16 protein-coding genes, 1 tRNA gene and 1 pseudogene are annotated in these 15869 nt (G+C 67.1%); 13 read left to right on the top strand and 5 right to left on the bottom strand.

Annotated features, from left to right (window positions below):
* Positions 1-24: 24 nt before the first annotated feature.
* Positions 25-873 carry an inositol monophosphatase family protein gene (locus tag AC5RWD_RS00250; RefSeq protein ID WP_494018115.1) on the bottom strand — a complete coding sequence of 283 codons (849 nt, stop codon included), beginning with the start codon at positions 871-873 and terminating at the stop codon, positions 25-27.
* A gap of 99 nt (positions 874-972) precedes the next feature.
* Here AC5RWD_RS00250 and AC5RWD_RS00245 point away from each other — a divergent pair, with 99 nt between their 5' ends.
* A complete protein-coding gene (locus AC5RWD_RS00245) occupies positions 973-1617 on the top strand; it encodes a hypothetical protein (protein WP_494018114.1) in 645 nt (214 codons plus the stop codon).
* 27 nt (positions 1618-1644) lie between these two features.
* Here AC5RWD_RS00245 and AC5RWD_RS00240 read toward each other — a convergent pair whose 3' ends face one another.
* On the bottom strand, positions 1645-2541 hold the full coding sequence (locus tag AC5RWD_RS00240; RefSeq protein WP_494018113.1) for a DUF998 domain-containing protein: 897 nt from the start codon (positions 2539-2541) through the stop codon (positions 1645-1647).
* Here AC5RWD_RS00240 and AC5RWD_RS00235 point away from each other — a divergent pair.
* From AC5RWD_RS00235 to AC5RWD_RS00220, 4 genes and pseudogenes are all read left to right on the top strand, one after another.
* Positions 2515-2587: transfer RNA gene (locus tag AC5RWD_RS00235), tRNA-Arg, on the top strand. The genes AC5RWD_RS00240 and AC5RWD_RS00235 overlap by 27 nt on opposite strands.
* 1 nt (position 2588) lies before the next feature.
* Positions 2589-3140 (top strand): DUF6314 family protein, encoded by a 552-nt coding sequence (locus AC5RWD_RS00230; protein WP_494018112.1) that lies wholly within the window; start codon positions 2589-2591, stop codon positions 3138-3140.
* Positions 3137-3541, top strand: a complete 405-nt coding sequence (locus AC5RWD_RS00225) for an NUDIX hydrolase (RefSeq protein ID WP_494018111.1) — start codon at positions 3137-3139, stop codon at positions 3539-3541. The genes AC5RWD_RS00230 and AC5RWD_RS00225 overlap by 4 nt, the downstream gene beginning before the upstream one ends.
* A gap of 148 nt (positions 3542-3689) precedes the next feature.
* Positions 3690-4229, top strand: a pseudogene (locus AC5RWD_RS00220) (discoidin domain-containing protein); the annotation flags it as partial.
* A gap of 200 nt (positions 4230-4429) precedes the next feature.
* Here the strand turns inward: AC5RWD_RS00220 and AC5RWD_RS00215 are convergent.
* The gene (locus AC5RWD_RS00215; protein WP_494018331.1) at positions 4430-4567 is read right to left on the bottom strand and encodes a hypothetical protein; all 138 of its coding nucleotides are present in this window, start codon (positions 4565-4567) and stop codon (positions 4430-4432) included.
* A 103-nt stretch (positions 4568-4670) separates the two neighbouring features.
* Here AC5RWD_RS00215 and AC5RWD_RS00210 point away from each other — a divergent pair, with 103 nt between their 5' ends.
* On the top strand, positions 4671-6461 hold the full coding sequence (locus AC5RWD_RS00210; RefSeq protein WP_494018316.1) for a galactose oxidase-like domain-containing protein: 1791 nt from the start codon (positions 4671-4673) through the stop codon (positions 6459-6461).
* A gap of 25 nt (positions 6462-6486) precedes the next feature.
* On the opposite strand, the gene AC5RWD_RS00205 is transcribed toward AC5RWD_RS00210, so the two are convergent.
* Together AC5RWD_RS00205 and AC5RWD_RS00200 are read right to left on the bottom strand one after the other, a co-directional pair.
* Complete coding sequence (locus AC5RWD_RS00205) at positions 6487-8400, bottom strand: ABC transporter ATP-binding protein (RefSeq protein WP_494018110.1); 1914 nt, start codon at positions 8398-8400, stop codon at positions 6487-6489.
* Positions 8397-10061 carry an ABC-F family ATP-binding cassette domain-containing protein gene (locus AC5RWD_RS00200; protein WP_494018109.1) on the bottom strand — a complete coding sequence of 555 codons (1665 nt, stop codon included), beginning with the start codon at positions 10059-10061 and terminating at the stop codon, positions 8397-8399. Before AC5RWD_RS00200 ends, AC5RWD_RS00205 begins: the two co-directional genes overlap by 4 nt.
* 193 nt (positions 10062-10254) lie before the next feature.
* Here AC5RWD_RS00200 and AC5RWD_RS00195 point away from each other — a divergent pair, with 193 nt between their 5' ends.
* From AC5RWD_RS00195 to AC5RWD_RS00165, 7 genes are all read left to right on the top strand, one after another.
* Positions 10255-11010: a hypothetical protein gene (locus AC5RWD_RS00195; protein WP_494018108.1), complete on the top strand. Its 756-nt coding sequence runs from the start codon at positions 10255-10257 to the stop codon at positions 11008-11010.
* Positions 11007-11741 (top strand): hypothetical protein, encoded by a 735-nt coding sequence (locus tag AC5RWD_RS00190; protein ID WP_494018107.1) that lies wholly within the window; start codon positions 11007-11009, stop codon positions 11739-11741. Before AC5RWD_RS00195 ends, AC5RWD_RS00190 begins: the two co-directional genes overlap by 4 nt.
* A 48-nt stretch (positions 11742-11789) precedes the next feature.
* Entirely contained in the window at positions 11790-12521 is a 732-nt protein-coding gene (locus AC5RWD_RS00185; RefSeq protein WP_494018106.1) for a hypothetical protein, read from the top strand.
* Entirely contained in the window at positions 12518-13252 is a 735-nt protein-coding gene (locus AC5RWD_RS00180) for a hypothetical protein (protein WP_494018105.1), read from the top strand. Before AC5RWD_RS00185 ends, AC5RWD_RS00180 begins: the two co-directional genes overlap by 4 nt.
* 285 nt (positions 13253-13537) lie before the next feature.
* Complete coding sequence (locus AC5RWD_RS00175) at positions 13538-14359, top strand: amino acid ABC transporter substrate-binding protein (protein WP_494018104.1); 822 nt, start codon at positions 13538-13540, stop codon at positions 14357-14359.
* Positions 14360-15025: an amino acid ABC transporter permease gene (locus AC5RWD_RS00170; RefSeq protein WP_494018103.1), complete on the top strand. Its 666-nt coding sequence runs from the start codon at positions 14360-14362 to the stop codon at positions 15023-15025.
* Positions 15012-15866 (top strand): amino acid ABC transporter ATP-binding protein, encoded by an 855-nt coding sequence (locus AC5RWD_RS00165; protein ID WP_494018102.1) that lies wholly within the window; start codon positions 15012-15014, stop codon positions 15864-15866. The genes AC5RWD_RS00170 and AC5RWD_RS00165 overlap by 14 nt, the downstream gene beginning before the upstream one ends.
* Positions 15867-15869: the final 3 nt, after the last annotated feature.

Below are 15869 nucleotides of genomic sequence, written 5' to 3'. Positions count from 1 at the left end.
GGGGGGAAACAAGCCAGCGGCTATCTAGTCGACGGAGCCTGACTCGAGGGCGGCACGCAGCTGGTGCACCGCCGTCGTTCCTCCCGCCATGAACCATTCCAGGCCGTTGACGTGGACGCTGCCGGCGAGGCCGCCCGCGGCCGTCACGATCGCTTTCCCGGGAAGCCAGTCCCATTCGGGGCAGCTGTGCTGGAACCAGCAGCCAAGCTGCCCGTCGGCGACCCGGCCGAGGTCGCACGAGCCGGACCCGAGCATCCGCAGCGTCGCGGCCGAGGTCGCTGCGGCGTGCCACGGCATGGCGCACATCGGGTCGGAGAGCCAGCGCGGGTGGATGTAGGTGGCGGCGCCGAGGTGGGACAGGTCGGCGGCGTTGCGGTTGGTGCCATCCTCCCTGAAGGTGGTGACGGGATCGCCGTTGAGGGTGGTGGCCCGTTGCTTGCCGCCGATCCAGAGTTTGTCCTCCTCGGGCTGGAAAATGGCCCCGAGCAGCACATCGGATTCGTCCTTGAGGGCGATGGCTGAACACCAGTAGGTGGAGCCCTGCAGGAAGTTGTAGGTGCCGTCCACCGGGTCGATGACCCAGGTCCGCCCGCTGCTGCCATGCACCGCGGCGCCTTCTTCGCCGAGGACGCCGTCGTCCGGGCGGCAGCGCTGCAGCTGCTCCAGCACATACGCTTCGGCTGCGTGGTCCGCGGCTGTGACGATGTCGGAGATCGAGGTCTTGCGCTGGGCGTCGAGGCCACCCTGGCGCATGAGTAGCGCCAGCTGCCCGGCCTCGCGGACCAGTTCAGCCGCCAGCTCATAGTCGTCGAGCTCGGGGCTCAGGTTGGTGGCGCTGTGTTTGCCGAGTTTGTGTCTGCCCAGTTCCGTCACGGTTCCCACCCTATCGGCGCCGGGCACGCCCTGCACAGCAGGGGCAGTACCCAGCAGCGGTGCAGGCGGCCCCGGTTTGCGGCGGGCGATAATGGACGCATGGCCAAAACACCTGCACAGCGGATCAAGAAGCACGGCGCGAAGGCCGCAGTACCCCAGCACCACCTGCCGCCGGTCATCAACCCCGGCACCGCCCGCACTCCCGCGAAGGCGCAGAACAACGCCAACCTGATTGTTATTGCCGGCGTGGTGGCCAGCCTCTTCCTGTTCTGGTACGTCCACCTGCTTACGCTGAACCAGCTCACCCAGCTGTCCGGCGGGCTGGCCATGCCCGATTCCCTGATCGGCGGCTTCGATACCGGCTATACCGAGCAGCTCCGCCGCGCCCTGAACGCCGACGCCCGCGGCCAGCTCAATTACGTCCACAAGACGGCGGGCACCCTGTTTCCGCTGATCTTCGGCTTCACCTGGCTGCTTCTGATCGGCACCAACGTTGCCCGGAAGGCGCTTCGCTGGGCGCTCTGGGCGCTGCCGCTGCTGTTCGTCGTGGTCCGGCTGTGGGGCACCGTCACCATCGACTCCATGATCGCGGCGGTAAACCTCGACGCCGGCCAGGTCGCCTTGGCGTCGGGCCTTACCGTGACCGGCTGGGTCCTGTTCGTGGCCAGCCTTATCGCCGGCGGGGCCGCCGTGCTCCTGGGGCGCCGGTCCCCGAAGAAAGCCGCCCCGCAGCAGGAAGCCTAAGCGCCTGGTCTGCCCAAAGCGGGAAGCCTAGGCGCTCCGGGCCGCCCGGACCCGGGCGGCGGCCCTGCGCACCTGCCGTTCCTGCCGGACGCGCTGGGCGATGATCAGGCCGGCGGCGGCGAGGCCAATGGTGATCGGGTAGCCCATCAGCCGTTCGAGGGTTCCCGGCTCGGGGACGTCGAGGCCGGTGACGGCCGCCGTAACGAGCGCGGCCGCGGACACCCCGCCGCAGGCCAGAACGAACCAGCCCAGCGGCGTCTGCCGGAGCCACAGGGCGCCGAGCACCAGCAGCGCCAAAGAGCCGGCAATGAAGTACATCACCGCCCCGGCGTAGTGCCAGCCGGATTCCAGGTCCTCCGGGACCAGCCCCACGATGATCGTTCCGGCACCCGCTGTCCCGGTCAGGATCCGCGCCGCCACCGCCGAGTACCAGGGCACTTCACCGGAATGGGTTGCCGCCACCCGCACGCCGGCCCGGGCGGCCACCCGCAGCAGCGCCGAGCTCAGCAGCAGCGCGCCCAGCAGCATCCCCAGGCCCTGCACCACGAAGGAGGAATTCATCAGCACGTGCAGCGGCGAACAGATGCTGCGGCCGTCGTAGAGCCCGCAGGTGACGGCCCCCAGGTCGCTGATGAGGCCGGTCCGCCGGCTGTAAGGGTCGGGACCGGCCCAGGCGCCGATCACGGCGGCCTCCGCCACGAAATACTGGACCACGCTGAGCACCGCCCACGCCCCGATGTACTGGCGCGTGGAGGCTGTGTCTGGCAGGAACGTTGCCCGGACGGTCGGGACTTGAGCTGCGGCGGCCATGCCAAGAGCGTAGTACGCGCCGTCACCTTGTATGCTTGTAAGCGTGCCCGAACGGGCCGGTCCAAAACCCGGCCGCGGCGGGCGCCCGCCCTCGTAGCTCAGTGGATAGAGCACGGCTCTCCTAAAGCCGGTGTCGTTGGTTCGATTCCAATCGAGGGCACTTGAATCTGCAGCACCCGCCAGGGCTCCGCGACTATCTGCTGGGCACAACGCCGGCGGACCCATCCCCCGGCCGTCCCCAGGCAGGGCGCTGGTCCGTGGAACGGACACTGCTGGACCGGGCCGCCGTCACCCGCGGCACCTTCACCGGCGTCGTGATCTTTTCCCCCGACGGCGACGGCGGGCTCCGCTTCCACGAGGAAGGGACCGTGGTCTGGCCTTCAGTGACCTGGCCCGCCGGCGACGGCGACACCTTCACCGGCCCGGCCACCCGCGACTACCTGCTCAGGCCCGCGGACACGCCGGACGCCATGGACATGCTGTTTCCCGACGGCCGCCCATTCCACCGGATGAGCTTCTCGCCGGAGGCCAGCCAGGACCGGCACTGGTGCGATCCGGACACCTACCGCGTCACCTACGTCCGCCACGGCGAGAACGAGTTCAGCTATGTCTGGGATGTCACCGGCCCGCGCAAGGACCTGCTGCTGGAATCGGTGCTGCGGCGGCTGCCCGGAAGGGCGGAAGCCGCAGAGAGGCTAGGCTCGAAACCGTGAATCCGCGCATCATCGTTTCCGCCGTGTGTGTCTACGACGCCGCCGGCCGGCTCCTGACCGTCCGCAAGCGCGGCACGGACAAGTTCATGCATCCCGGCGGCAAGCCCGAACCCGGCGAGACCGCAGTGCAGGCCGCCGCACGGGAGCTCCAGGAGGAAGTCGGCATTATCGTGGATCCGCGGGAACTGACCCTCATGGGCGTCTGGCTGGCCGAGGCCGCCAACGAGGCAGCCACGGAAATCGAAGCCACCGTCTTCACCGCGCCGGGCACCTGGGTGGCCCACCCATCCGCGGAGATTGCCGAGATCAGGTGGCTGGACCTCGCGGCGGAGTTGCCCGGGGACCTGGCGCCGCTGCTCACGGACCACATCCTTCCGGCGCTGGCGGAATCCCGGCGCTGACGCCGCCCTACGGCCATTTCCCCGTCTCCGCCTTCGGCGGCCGCCATCCTACGGACCGCCCAAGGGTCCATGCTGGTGCCAAGGTTTTTGCAAGCCGCCCCGCCTAGCCTTTGTCCTGTCATCGGTCACTGGAACCGGCGGAGGCAAAATGTATTCATATGCCGCACTTGTGGTCGTGCTGCTGTTGACCGCGGGCTGCGCGGCGACCGCCCCCTCTCCTACCGCGACCTCGCGGGGAACGCACGAACACGTCATGCTCCTGCCGGCCGAGGCGGCGCAGGCGGCGCCGGACGCCCTGTCACGGGCTGGATGGACAGTCACCCCAAGTGACGAAGAGATCTCGGGTGACAACGGCCGGGGGGCGAACGTACTTGACGGGGACATCACCACCTTCTGGCAGAGCAGGACAACCGCCCCCGCAGTCCAACTGCCGCACGCCCTGATAATTGACACCAAGGTAACTCAAAGAATCTCGGGCTTCCGCTACCTCCCGTCCAAGGAGCCAAACGGGCGGATAGGCGGCTTCGAGATCCGCGTCAGCACGAACGGCACTACCTGGAGCGCGCCGGTGGCCCGCGGCACCTGGGCGGACACCGGGGACGAGAAGAGTGTGACGTTTGCGCCAGTCTCCGCCCGCTATGTTCAGCTGCGCGCCACTGCGGAAGCCGGGCACCGCGGGCCCTGGAGCAACGCCGCGGAGATCAATCTAATCGGCCAGACCGGTAGCAAGTTGTCAGTGCAGGCAGTGGCAACCGGCTCCCCGGGAGCCTGGGGGCCCACAATTAACTTCCCGATTGTCCCCGCCGCAGCGGCGCTGCTGCCAGGCAATCGGCTACTGACTTGGTCTGCCAGCGCTCCCGCCACGTTCGGTGGCGGCGGGAGCTTGACTCAGACGTCCACGCTGAACTTGACCACAGGGGAAGTGGCCCAGTCCCAGGTGGCCGCCACCGGCCATGACATGTTCTGCCCCGGGATTTCGATGTTGCCGGACGGACGGATTATGATCACCGGCGGCAACAGCAGCACCAAAACCACCCTGTATGAACCGGGGACCGACACGTGGACTGCGGGACCGCCCATGACAACCGCCCGCGGGTATCAGTCCACGGTGACCACGTCAGCAGGCGAGGTGTTCACCGTCGGCGGGTCATGGTCCGGTGGCGTCGGCTACAAACACGGTGAGGTCTGGTCCGCCGCCAGCGGCTGGCGCCCGCTGCCTAACGTGCTTTCAAGCGGCATCCTGACCAAGGATCCTGCGGGCGAGTTCCGTTCCGATAATCATGCGTGGCTGTTTGCCGTCTCCGGCGGCCGGGTTTTCCACGCAGGGCCGAGCCGTCAAATGAACTGGATCTCAACAACCGGGGCCGGCACCATCACCCCGGCCGGGTTGCGTTCCGACAGCGCAGACGCGATGAACGGAAATGCCGTGATGTACGACATCGGCAAAATCCTTACCGTGGGCGGGTCCACAGCCTATTCGGGCGCCCCTCCCACGGCGCGGGCGTACACCATCGACATCAATAACGGCGTTACCGTTGCCCCGACCGCGAGTATGGCCGTCGACCGGCAATACGCCAACGGGGTGGCGCTGCCTGACGGCCAGGTACTCGTGATTGGCGGTCAGGGCACTCCGGTGACCTTCGGCGCCAGCGGGGCCAGACTGTCGCCGGAAATCTGGAACCCTAAGACCGGGCAATGGACCACGCTGGCCCCCATGACCATTCCCAGGACTTATCACAGTATCGCCACGCTCCTCCCCGACGGCCGGGTATTCGCAGGCGGCGGCGGACTATGCGCGGGCGCCTGCGCCACCAACCACCTGGACGGGCAGATTTTCACGCCGCCATACCTGCTGGACGAAAACGGCAACGAACGGGTCCGACCAAAAATTGTTAACGCGCCCGCCAGTGCAGGGAACGGCGCCACCATATCGGTAACCACCGGTTCACCGATCACCAAGTTCTCGCTGGTGAGGATGAGCACGGTGACGCACAGCGTGAACACCGATCAGCGGCGGATCCCTCTGACGGCAACTTCGGTGTCGGGAAACACCGCCTCGCTGAGGTTGCCGGCGGATCCCGGCGTGCTGGTGCCAGGCAATTATTTACTTTTTGCGATGGACGATTCCGGAGTTCCCAGTGTTGCAACCACCATCAGCATCGGATCCCAGACGGCTCCCGCTGCAACCGGGCTGGCCATCGGCAGCGCCGCTGACACCGTAGCACCCGCTCCGGATGGCGTGCTATGGAACTACCGACCGACCGGGCAGGGCAGCTTTCAGGCCCGGAAAAAAATTGGCAGCGGCTGGGCAGCGCTAGCGAAAGGCTTCGTGACCGACTGGAACGCCGACGGCGTGTTCGACATCATCGCGCAGTGGAAGGATGGGCGACTGAGTCTCTACCCTGGTAGGTCCGATGGAGGATTCGCACCGGCCCGGCAGATCGGTTCGGGATGGGGCGGGTACCACCTTGTGGTGGGCCGCTGGCGATCGAGCGACAAATACCCAAGCATCATTGCCTACGATTCCGCCGGAACCCTCTGGCACTACGGCAATGGCAGCGGACAGACATTGAGCACACGCACCAGAATCGGGCCCGGTTGGAAGGGCCTTTACCTCACAATGGCAGATTTCGACCAAGACGGGAGGCAGGACCTCCTCGCCAAGCGGAGCGACGGCAGCCTGCTGCTGTACCGGTCCACGGGGGCCGGCGCCTTTATCTCCGAGCCCAGAAGCATTGTGGGCACCGGGTGGAGCATCGTCAACAGCGTCACCAAGGTGTCGGGATTCACGCCCGGAAATCAGGGATTAATCACTCGGCTTACTGACGGCAGGCTGGCCCACTACCCATACAGGAACGGGAGCTGGGGCGCGCGGACGATTGTCGGATCAGGCTTTAGCGGCTACAACATCTTCCGGTAACGCGGTGGCTAGCGGCGCCGAAAACTCAGTACTCCGGCACGGCTTCCTCCGCCACAGCCGTGGCCTCGGCGAACTGGGTCCGGTACAGTTCGGCGTAGCGGCCGTCCGCGGCCAGCAGCTCGGTGTGGGTTCCGCGTTCCACGATCCGTCCGTCCTCCACCACCAGGATGACGTCCGCCGCGCGGATCGTCGAGAGCCGGTGGGCAATAACGACGGCGGTGCGGCCTTCCAGCGCAGCACCCAGTGCCGCCTGCACGGCGGCTTCGTTCGTGGAGTCCAGCGCGGCGGTGGCTTCGTCGAGGATGACCACGCGCGGCTGGGCGATCAGCAGCCGGGCGATGGTGAGCCGCTGCCGTTCCCCGCCGGAGAGCCGGTAACCGCGCTCCCCCACCACGGTTTCCAGGCCGTCGGGAAGCGAACGGATCATGGTCTCGAGCCGGGCCTGGCGCAGCACCGCCCACATGTCCTCGTCGGTGGCCTCCGGGCGGGCCAGCCTGAGGTTGGAGGCGATGGTTTCGTGGAACAGGTGCCCGTCCTGGGTGACCATGCCCAGGGTGGCGCGGATGGAGTCGAAGGTCAGGTCGCGCACGTCCAGGCCGGTGGCCGGGGCGGTGCCGCCAAGGCGCACGGCGCCGGAGTCGACGTCGTACAGCCGTGACAGCAACTGGGCCACGGTGGACTTGCCGGCGCCGGAGGAGCCCACGAGTGCGACGGTCTGGCCAGGTTCCACCCGGAAGCTGATGCCGTGCAGCACTTCCTCGCCGCCGCGGGTGTCCAGTGTGGAGACCTCCTCCAGCGAGGCCAGCGAGACCTTGTCCGCGGAGGGATAGGAGAACCGCACGTCGTCGAACTCCACGGCTACGGGCCCGGGCGGGACTGCCAGTGCACCGGGCTTTTCCTGGATGAGGGGCTTGAGGTCCAGGATTTCGAAGACCCGTTCAAAGCTGACCAGGGCGCTCATGATCTCCACGCGGGCGTTGGACAGCGCGGTGAGCGGCGCGTAGAGGCGGGTAAGCAGCAGCGCCAGCACCACGACGTCGCCCGGGGCAAGCTGTCCGCCGATGGCCAGCCAGCCGCCCAGGCCGTAGACCAGGGAGAGAGCCAGGGCCGAGACGAGCGTCAGCGCGGTCACGAACGTGAACTGGAGCATGGCCGTCCGCACGCCGATATCGCGGACCCGGCCGGCACGGAGCGCGAACTCGCGGGATTCCTCGTCAGGCCGGCCGAAGAGCTTCACGAGGGTGGCGCCGGGGGCGGAGAAGCGCTCGGTCATCTGGGTGCCCATGGCGGCGTTATGTTCGGCCGCCTCGCGCCGCAAGTCAGCCAGCCGGGAGCCCATCCGCCGCGCCGGGATGAGGAAGATCGGCAGCAGGACCATGGCCAGCACCGTGACCAGCCAGGAGGTGTTCAGCATCACCGCGAGAGTGAGGATGAGGGCCACCACGTTGCTGACCACACCGGACAGGGTTCCGGCGAACGCGGACTGCGCGCCGATGACGTCGTTGTTCAGGCGGCTGACCAGCGCTCCGGTACGGGTTCTGGTGAAGAACGCGATGGGCATTCTTTGGACATGGTCGAACACCCGGGTGCGGAGGTCCACGATCACGCCCTCGCCGATGGTGGAGGACAGCCAGCGGCTCACCATGCCCAGGGCTGCCTCGGCCACCGCCACGCCGGCGATCAGGGCCGCCAGCCGGATCACCTCGCCGGAGTCGGCGCGGGCAACGATCGTGTTGACCACCTGGCCGGCCAGGACCGGCGTGGCCACAGCCAGGAACGCCATGGCGACGGACACGGCCACGAAGGCGATCAGCCTGCCGCGGTGCGGACGGGCAAAGCCGAGGACACGTTTGAGGGTCTCTTTGGAGAACGGCCGGGAGCCGCTCTTGGCCCGGGTGATGTTGTAAAGCGAGCGCCAGGCGACGCCGTCCATGCTCATCTTTTCTGCTCCATCTTGCCTGCCGCCAGTTCGGTGACGACGCCGTTGTCCACGTTCCAGCGCACGTCCAGGCGGACGTTTTCCAGCAGCCGCCGGTCGTGGGTGACCAGCAGCAGGGCGCCGTCGTAGCTTTCCAGTGCTTCTTCCAGCTGCTCGATCGCCGGGAGGTCCAGGTGGTTGGTGGGCTCATCCAGGACCAGCAGGTTCACGCCGCGGGCCTGCAGCAGGGCCAGGGCGGCGCGGGTCCGCTCCCCCGGCGACAGCGAGTCCACGGTGCGCGCGGTGTGGTCCGCCTTGAGGCCGAACTTCGCCAGCAGGGTCCGGACCTCGGCGGGCGTGTAGTCGGTCAGGACGGCTTCGACGGCGTCAGCCAGTCTTAGGTGTCCGGCCAGCAGCCCCCGGGCCTGGTCGATCTCGCCGACGGCCACGGACACGCCGAGGGACGAGTCGCCGGAGTCCGGTGCCTGGACTCCCAGGAGCAACCGGAGCAGCGTCGACTTGCCGGCCCCGTTCGGCCCGGTGATGCCGATTCGCTCGCCGGCGTTGAGCTGCAGGTTGACAGGCCCCAGGGTGAAGCCGCCCTGCCGGACCACGGCGTCGCGCAGCGTTGCCACCACAGAGCTGGAGCGCGGCGCCTGCCCGATGCTGAACTGCAGCTGCCACTCCTTGCGCGGTTCGTCCACCACGTCCAGCCGGGCGATGCGCGACTCCATCTGCCTTACCTTCTGCGCCTGCTTTTCAGAGGACTCCGTGCTGGCGGCGCGGCGGATCTTGTCGTTGTCAGGGCTCTTCCGCATGGCGTTCCGGACGCCTTGGGAGCTCCATTCCCGCTGGGTGCGGGCACGTGACACGAGGTCCGCCTTGGTCGCCGCGAATTCCTCGAACCGTTCGCGCGCATGCCGGCGGGCCACGGCACGCTCCTCCAGGAAGGCCTCGTAGCCGCCGTCGTACACTGCCACCGAGTTCTGGGCGAGGTCCAGTTCCACGATGGAGGTCACGCAGCGGGCGAGGAACTCGCGGTCGTGGGAGACCAGCACCACTCCGCCGCGAAGGCCCTGCACGAACGCTTCCAGCTTGGCCAGGCCGTCCAGGTCAAGATCATTGGTGGGCTCGTCCAGGAGCACGACGTCGAAGCGGCTCAGCAGCAGGGCCGCGAGCGCCACGCGCGCGGCCTGGCCTCCGGAGAGCCCGGTCATCTCGGCGTCGGGACCGACGTCCAGGCCAAGGTCGGCGAGGACGGGGGCTATCCGTTCATCCAGATCCGCGGCGCCCGAGGCCATCCACCGGTCAAACGCCACCGAGTAGGCGTCGTCGGCTCCGGGCACCCCGGAGCCCAGGGCCTCGGCCGTGGATTCCATCTCAGCGGTGGCTTGGGCGCAGCCGGTGCGGCGGGCAATATAGCCAGCGACAGTCTCCCCGGCGATGCGTTCGTGTTCCTGCGGCAGCCAGCCCACAAAGGCGTCGGCCGGGGCGAGGCTGACTGTGCCGGCCTGCGCCTGGTCCACGCCGGCAAGGAGCCGCAGCAGCGTGGACTTGCCTGCACCATTGGCGCCGACCACGCCAACGACGTCCCCGGGAGCCACGGTGAGGGACAGCCCGGAGAAGAGGGTGCGGTGATCATGACCGCCCGAAAGGTCCTTCGCAACAAGGGTTGCAGTCATCAATCCATCCTCTCACCGCTGCCCGTTTTCACCCGAAAATTCAGGCGGGCATGAAAGAACCCGCTGGTCCGGACTTGGGGGGTGTACGGACCAGCGGGTTCGACCACCTAGCATAGTTGATGCGGCGCGCTAAATAAAATCGAGGCTTGCGGGCTGCCTGCAAACCACCCTTCCAGTCAGCAGAAAGCGTTCCATGCCCCTCCCCGCCAAGGCCTTCCAGCGCTGGCTGCACGGCGTCGCGCCGGACGCCAGCGTTGCTGATGTGGCCAGGGCTTCAGGGGTCAAGCGCACCACTCTGGCCCAGCAGCTGGTCCGCGGCAAGGTGGCCGAGGCAACCGTGGTGGGGATCAGCCGGGCTTTCAACATCAATCCGGTGGCAGCGCTGGGCTGCTTCGAGCCTTACCGGGATCTGGGAAAGCCGCCCCTCCCGCCCACGCTGCAGGAACCGGTCAGCCAGATCGCCACCGCGGACCTGCTGCACGCCATCATTGCCCGCACCGAGCCGGGCACCGGCAACGGCACTGACATAAGAACAGGGACGGGCGCCGGACCGCCCGGGCTCAGCCCGCCGCCGCACGCCACCTCCGTAAAGAACTGGGTGGATGCCATCGACGACGGCGAACTCCGCCACCGGGTCTCCGCCGCCACCGGCGTGGCCCCCCAGAACTACTCAGCACAGCTGACCGCCAACCGGCTCGCCCCCGAACTGGCCGTCGCCACCTCCCGGGCAGCCGGCGTCGGACTGGCAGGCGGACTGGTGGCCACAGGACTGGTGACCGAAGCCGAAGCCGGCTGGCGGGCCGGCGCACGGCAGGCTGCCCTGGACAGCCTGACCGACGGCCAGCTGACCATCCTGGCCGGCGAACGCCTCCAGGCACTCGGCAAGACCCTGCGGCGGCAGGAACATGACCAACGACAAACCGAACAGATCTGGGAGAACCTCGGATGATTGAAATCCTGCAGTGGACCACCCTGGTGGTCTCCGGGGCTGCCACCCTCAGCCGGATCCCCAACCTGGCCCGCCGGAAGAACAGCTCCATTTTCTACGCCCTGGCCCTCCTGACGGTGGCCATCCTGCTGAGCATCCGCGGCCCCTACATGGCCATCGATGCCCTGCTTGGCGGCACAAACCTTGCCAACCTGCTGCTGCGCTTCATCATCTTCGGGGCTATCTTTTTCCTCGGCATCCGGATCGCAACGGGCTTCGGCGACAAACGGGGATTGCGGCTGGTCCGTGGCCATGCCGGCATATCCGCACTGGCGCTGATTTCCACCGCACTGGTGGTACTGTTCGCGCTGATGGACACGGCCGGTTCGGCCGTGGGAATGACCGGCCTCGAATCCAGGAGCGGGCAGAATGCTGCGCTGCTCCAGTACTACGCCGCCGCCGGCCGGGCCTATCCGGCCTATGTGTGCCTCGCGATCCTGCCGGGGATGCTGCGGGCCATCAGGAGCTCGCTGCCCGCCCTGCTCCGGATCAGCGCGGCGCTCCTGGCCATTGGCAGCATAGCGATTCCGCTTACCTTGCTGTTCCCGGTCATCCCACCGGGGCTGGCGTTCCTGCGTTTCGTCATCAACTACACGGCCATCCTGTGCTTTGTTGCCGGCCTGGCACTTGTCTGGCTGGACAGCGGCCGGGCCGGGCGCAAGCACCGGATGCTGTCCGCCGAGCGCCGGTAGTAGACGCCGCTAATATGAGTCAAACATTCGTTCAGCAGAGAGCGTTTCATGCCCCTCCCCGCCAAAGCATTCCAGCGCTGGCTTAGTGGTGTAGCACCGGATACCAGCACGGCCGATGTCTGCCGGCTCTCCGGGGTCAAGCGAACCACCCTCGCCCAGCAGATGGTGCGGGGAAAGGTTGCCGAGACCACAGTCGTGAGCATCAGTCGGGCCTACAACATCAATCCGGTTGCGGCACTGGCCACCTTCGAGACGTACAGCGACCTTACCGGTTCCTCCATCCCGCCGACCGACAAGGAACTCGTAAGCCAAATCGCCACTGTCGACCTGCTGCGGGCCGTCATTGTCCGCACCGCGCCCAAAGGCTCCGCCGGCGCGGACCAGCCGGAACTCAGCCCGCCGCCGCACGCCACCTCCGTAAAGAACTGGGTGGATGCCATCGACGACGGCGAACTCCGCCACCGGGTCTCCGCCGCCACCGGCGTGGCTCCCCAGAACTACTCAGCACAGCTGACCGCCAACCGGCTCGCCCCCGAACTGGCCGTCGCCACCTCCCGGGCAGCCGGCGTCGGGCCGGCAGGCGGACTGGTGGCCACCGGGCTGGTGACCGAAGCCGAAGCCGGCTGGCCGCCCCGCGCACGGCAGACTGCCCTGGACCGGCTCAGCGATGGGGACCTTGCCGCCCTGGCCGGCGAACGCCTCCAAGCACTCGGCAGAACCCTGCGGCGGCAGGAACAGGACCAGGAACAGACCGAAAGAATCTGGGAGAACCTGGTATGAGCGAGATTCTCCCCTGGGTAACGCTGGTTGTTTGCGCGGGTGCCGCACTGGCCCGTTTTCCCAGCGCCGTGCGCGGCGTGAACCCGGCCCTGTTCTTCATCTTCCTGTTGGCGACCGTGGCAGCGGTCCTGAGCATCGGACAGTTCTATGTGGCCATCGACGGTGCCCTCGGCGGCATCAACATTGCCCACGTCGTGCTGCGCCTGGTTGTTTTCGCCACGATCTACCTCATCGCGGTCCGGGTCACGAAGGGGTTTGGCGCCCCTGACGCCCACCGCATGATCGCCGGCCCACCTGGCCTGGCCATGCTCGCGATTTTCTCCGCTGCCCTGGTGGCGATTTTCCTCATGATGGATGCCTCCGCCTCATCAGTTGGCTTCAGGGAAGCCGCGTCCAGCGCCAGGAATGAGGCCCTGATCCCTTTTTACTGGGCCGCCGCCCGGGGCTACCTGGCATACGTGTCCCTCGCGCTGCTGCCTGCCCTGCTCCGCAGCGTCAAGGAAAGCCTGCCCCCGCTCGTCAGGACCGGCGCGGCCCTGATGGCGGCGGGCGCCGTTGCCACTGTTGCCGGTCTCTGCCTTGAATTCGCGCCGCCCCAACTCCTGCCGGCGGCGCCGGCGGTGAACAATGCGGCGGTGGTTTTCTACGTCTCCGGCCTCGTTATGGTCTGGCTGGCACGGGTGAAGGCCGCCAGTCCCAGGGGTCACGGAACGTCATCTACCGACAGGTAGCAACCCGGGATTCACAAAATCATTAGACCGTGAGAGAATCATGAATGTGTGAAAGCAGTTGCTGCCTGGCTTACAAGCCGTGGCGCCTGCCGGATCGCACATTGGGGGGATGAGTGGTGGCGGCCGTTGGGGACCGCCCCCACTCAGCCTTTTTAAGGGCCCGTTTCAGCCCCGTATGATGGCGAAATAAAGGACTTTGCCAATGAGTTGCATGCACTGGCACCGCGGGGCCGGATCCGGCCGCCGCGTTGCCACCGCCGCAGCCTGAAGAAGAAGGTACCCGCCATGAACCGTGTCCATTCCCGCCGCTCCGCCCTTGCAGCCACCCTTGCCGGACTGGCCCTGGCTCTGACGGCCTGCGGCGGCGGAGGTACCCAAGCCCCGGCCACCAGCAGCTCGGACACGTCACTGAGCGATGTGAAGTCCAAGGGCGAGATCGTCATCGCCACGGAGGGCACCTACAAGCCGTTCTCCTTCCACGCCGAAGGCGCCGGCGACCTGACCGGCTATGACGTGGAGATCGCACGTGCTGTGGCGGAGAAGCTGGGCGTGAAGGCCTCCTTCCAGGAGACCCAGTTCGACGGCATCTTCGCCGGCCTCGACGCCAAGCGTTTCGACACCATCGCCAACCAGATCTCCATCAATGACGAGCGCAAGGCCAAGTACGACTTCTCCAAGCCGTACACCGTCTCCACGGGTGTGATCGTGACGAAGGCGGACAACAACAGCATTACCGGCTTCGACAGCCTCAAGGGCAAGACCACAGCCCAGTCGCTGACCAGCAACTTCTACAAGATGGCCGTCGACGCCGGCGCCAACGTCCAGTCCGTGGAGGGCTGGGCCCAGGGCGTGGCGCTGGTCCGGCAGGGACGCGTGGACGCCATCGTGAACGACAAGCTCACCTACCTCGACTACGCCAAGACGAACCCGGACGCCGGGCTGAAGGTTGCCGCCGAAACCACCGAGAAGTCCGAGAGCGCCTTTGTGTTCCGCAAGGGTTCCACCGAGCTCACCAAAGCGGTGGACAAGGCCCTGGACGACCTCCGCGCCGACGGGACGCTGGCCAAGATCTCGGAGAAGTACTTCGGCACGGACGTCACGAAGTAGATGCCGTTGAACTGGGATCTCATCTGGAGCTCCTTCGGCCCTATTGTCACAGGGGCAGTCACCGGCACCATCCCGCTAACGCTGGCCTCGTTCGTCATCGGCCTCGCCCTGGCCCTGCTGGTGGCGCTGATGCGGCTGAGCCGGAACACCGTGATGTCCGGCGTGGCGCGGTTCTACGTGTCGGTGATCCGCGGCACGCCGCTGCTGGTGCAGCTGTTTGTGATCTTCTACGGCCTGCCCAGCCTGGGCGTGAAGCTTGATCCGTGGCCCAGCGCCATCATCGCCTTCTCGCTCAACGTTGGCGGTTATGCCGCCGAGGTCATCCGCGCCGCCATCCTGTCCGTGCCCAAGGGACAGTGGGAAGCCGGGCACACCATCGGCATGTCCCGCGGCCAGTCGCTGCGCCGGATCATCCTGCCACAGGCCGCGCGGGTGTCCGTGCCGCCGCTGTCCAACACCTTTATTTCGTTGGTCAAGGACACGTCCCTGGCCTCGCTGATCCTGGTCACGGAACTTTTCCGCAACGCCCAGCAAATCGCCGCCTTCAGCCAGGAGTTCATGGCGCTCTACCTCGAGGCTGCCCTCGTCTACTGGGTGATCTGCCTGGCGCTCTCCTCCGGGCAGTCCGTCCTTGAAAGGAGATTGGACCGTTATGTCGCCCACTGACGGAGCAGCCCACACGGCAGCCCACGGAGCCTCGGCACAGGCCAGGCCCGTGCTGTCGGTCCGCAACCTCGCAAAGGCGTTCGGCAGCAACGTGGTGCTGAGGGACATCGACCTCGACGTGCGCAGGGGCAACGTGGTGGCCCTGATCGGGCCGTCGGGTTCGGGCAAGACCACCGTGCTGCGCTCACTGAACGGACTGGAAACGCCCGACGCCGGGACGGTCACCTTTGCGGGGCCGGGCACCTCGTCCGGGCCTGGCGCTTCCGGAAAACCGGGAACCGATCTGGCGCTGGATTTCTCCGCCAGGGTCTCCAAGAAGGAGATATCAGACCTGCGGGACCGCAGCGCCATGGTGTTCCAGCACTACAACCTGTTCCCGCACATGACCGTTTTGCAGAACGTCATTGAAGGACCCGTCCAGGTGCAGAAGCGCAAGCGGGCCGAGGCGGTGGCCGAGGCCGAGAAGCTGCTCGCCAGGGTGGGCCTGGCGGACAAGCGCGACGCCTACCCGTTCGAGCTCTCCGGCGGCCAGCAGCAGAGAGTAGGGATCGTGCGGGCCCTGGCCCTGAAACCCCAGCTGCTGCTGTTCGACGAGCCCACCTCGGCGCTGGACCCGGAACTCGTGGGCGATGTCCTGGCCGTCATCCAGGAACTGGCCGACGAGGGATGGACCATGGTCATCGTCACCCACGAACTTGCCTTCGCCCGCCAGGTGGCGGACGAGGTCATCTTTATGGACGGTGGCCTTGTGGTGGAGCGCGGACCTGCCGCCGAAGTCCTCCGCGCACCGCGGCAGGACCGGACCCGGCAGTTCGTCCGGCGCCTGCTGCACGAGTTCTGAGCG

The organism is Arthrobacter sp. CMU6, assembly GCF_059090205.1.
Note: the sequence above shows the minus strand (reverse complement) of the source record. Positions and strands in the feature narration are given on the sequence as shown.

Coding starts and splice junctions, on each gene's coding strand:
- AC5RWD_RS00245 (WP_494018114.1), top strand. CDS start 973: ATGGCCAAAACACCTGCACAGCGGATCAAGAAGCACGGCGCGAAGGCC.
- AC5RWD_RS00205 (WP_494018110.1), bottom strand. CDS start 8,400: ATGAGCATGGACGGCGTCGCCTGGCGCTCGCTTTACAACATCACCCGG.
- AC5RWD_RS00200 (WP_494018109.1), bottom strand. CDS start 10,061: ATGACTGCAACCCTTGTTGCGAAGGACCTTTCGGGCGGTCATGATCAC.
- AC5RWD_RS00195 (WP_494018108.1), top strand. CDS start 10,255: ATGCCCCTCCCCGCCAAGGCCTTCCAGCGCTGGCTGCACGGCGTCGCG.
- AC5RWD_RS00190 (WP_494018107.1), top strand. CDS start 11,007: ATGATTGAAATCCTGCAGTGGACCACCCTGGTGGTCTCCGGGGCTGCC.
- AC5RWD_RS00185 (WP_494018106.1), top strand. CDS start 11,790: ATGCCCCTCCCCGCCAAAGCATTCCAGCGCTGGCTTAGTGGTGTAGCA.
- AC5RWD_RS00180 (WP_494018105.1), top strand. CDS start 12,518: ATGAGCGAGATTCTCCCCTGGGTAACGCTGGTTGTTTGCGCGGGTGCC.
- AC5RWD_RS00175 (WP_494018104.1), top strand. CDS start 13,538: ATGAACCGTGTCCATTCCCGCCGCTCCGCCCTTGCAGCCACCCTTGCC.
- AC5RWD_RS00170 (WP_494018103.1), top strand. CDS start 14,360: ATGCCGTTGAACTGGGATCTCATCTGGAGCTCCTTCGGCCCTATTGTC.
- AC5RWD_RS00165 (WP_494018102.1), top strand. CDS start 15,012: ATGTCGCCCACTGACGGAGCAGCCCACACGGCAGCCCACGGAGCCTCG.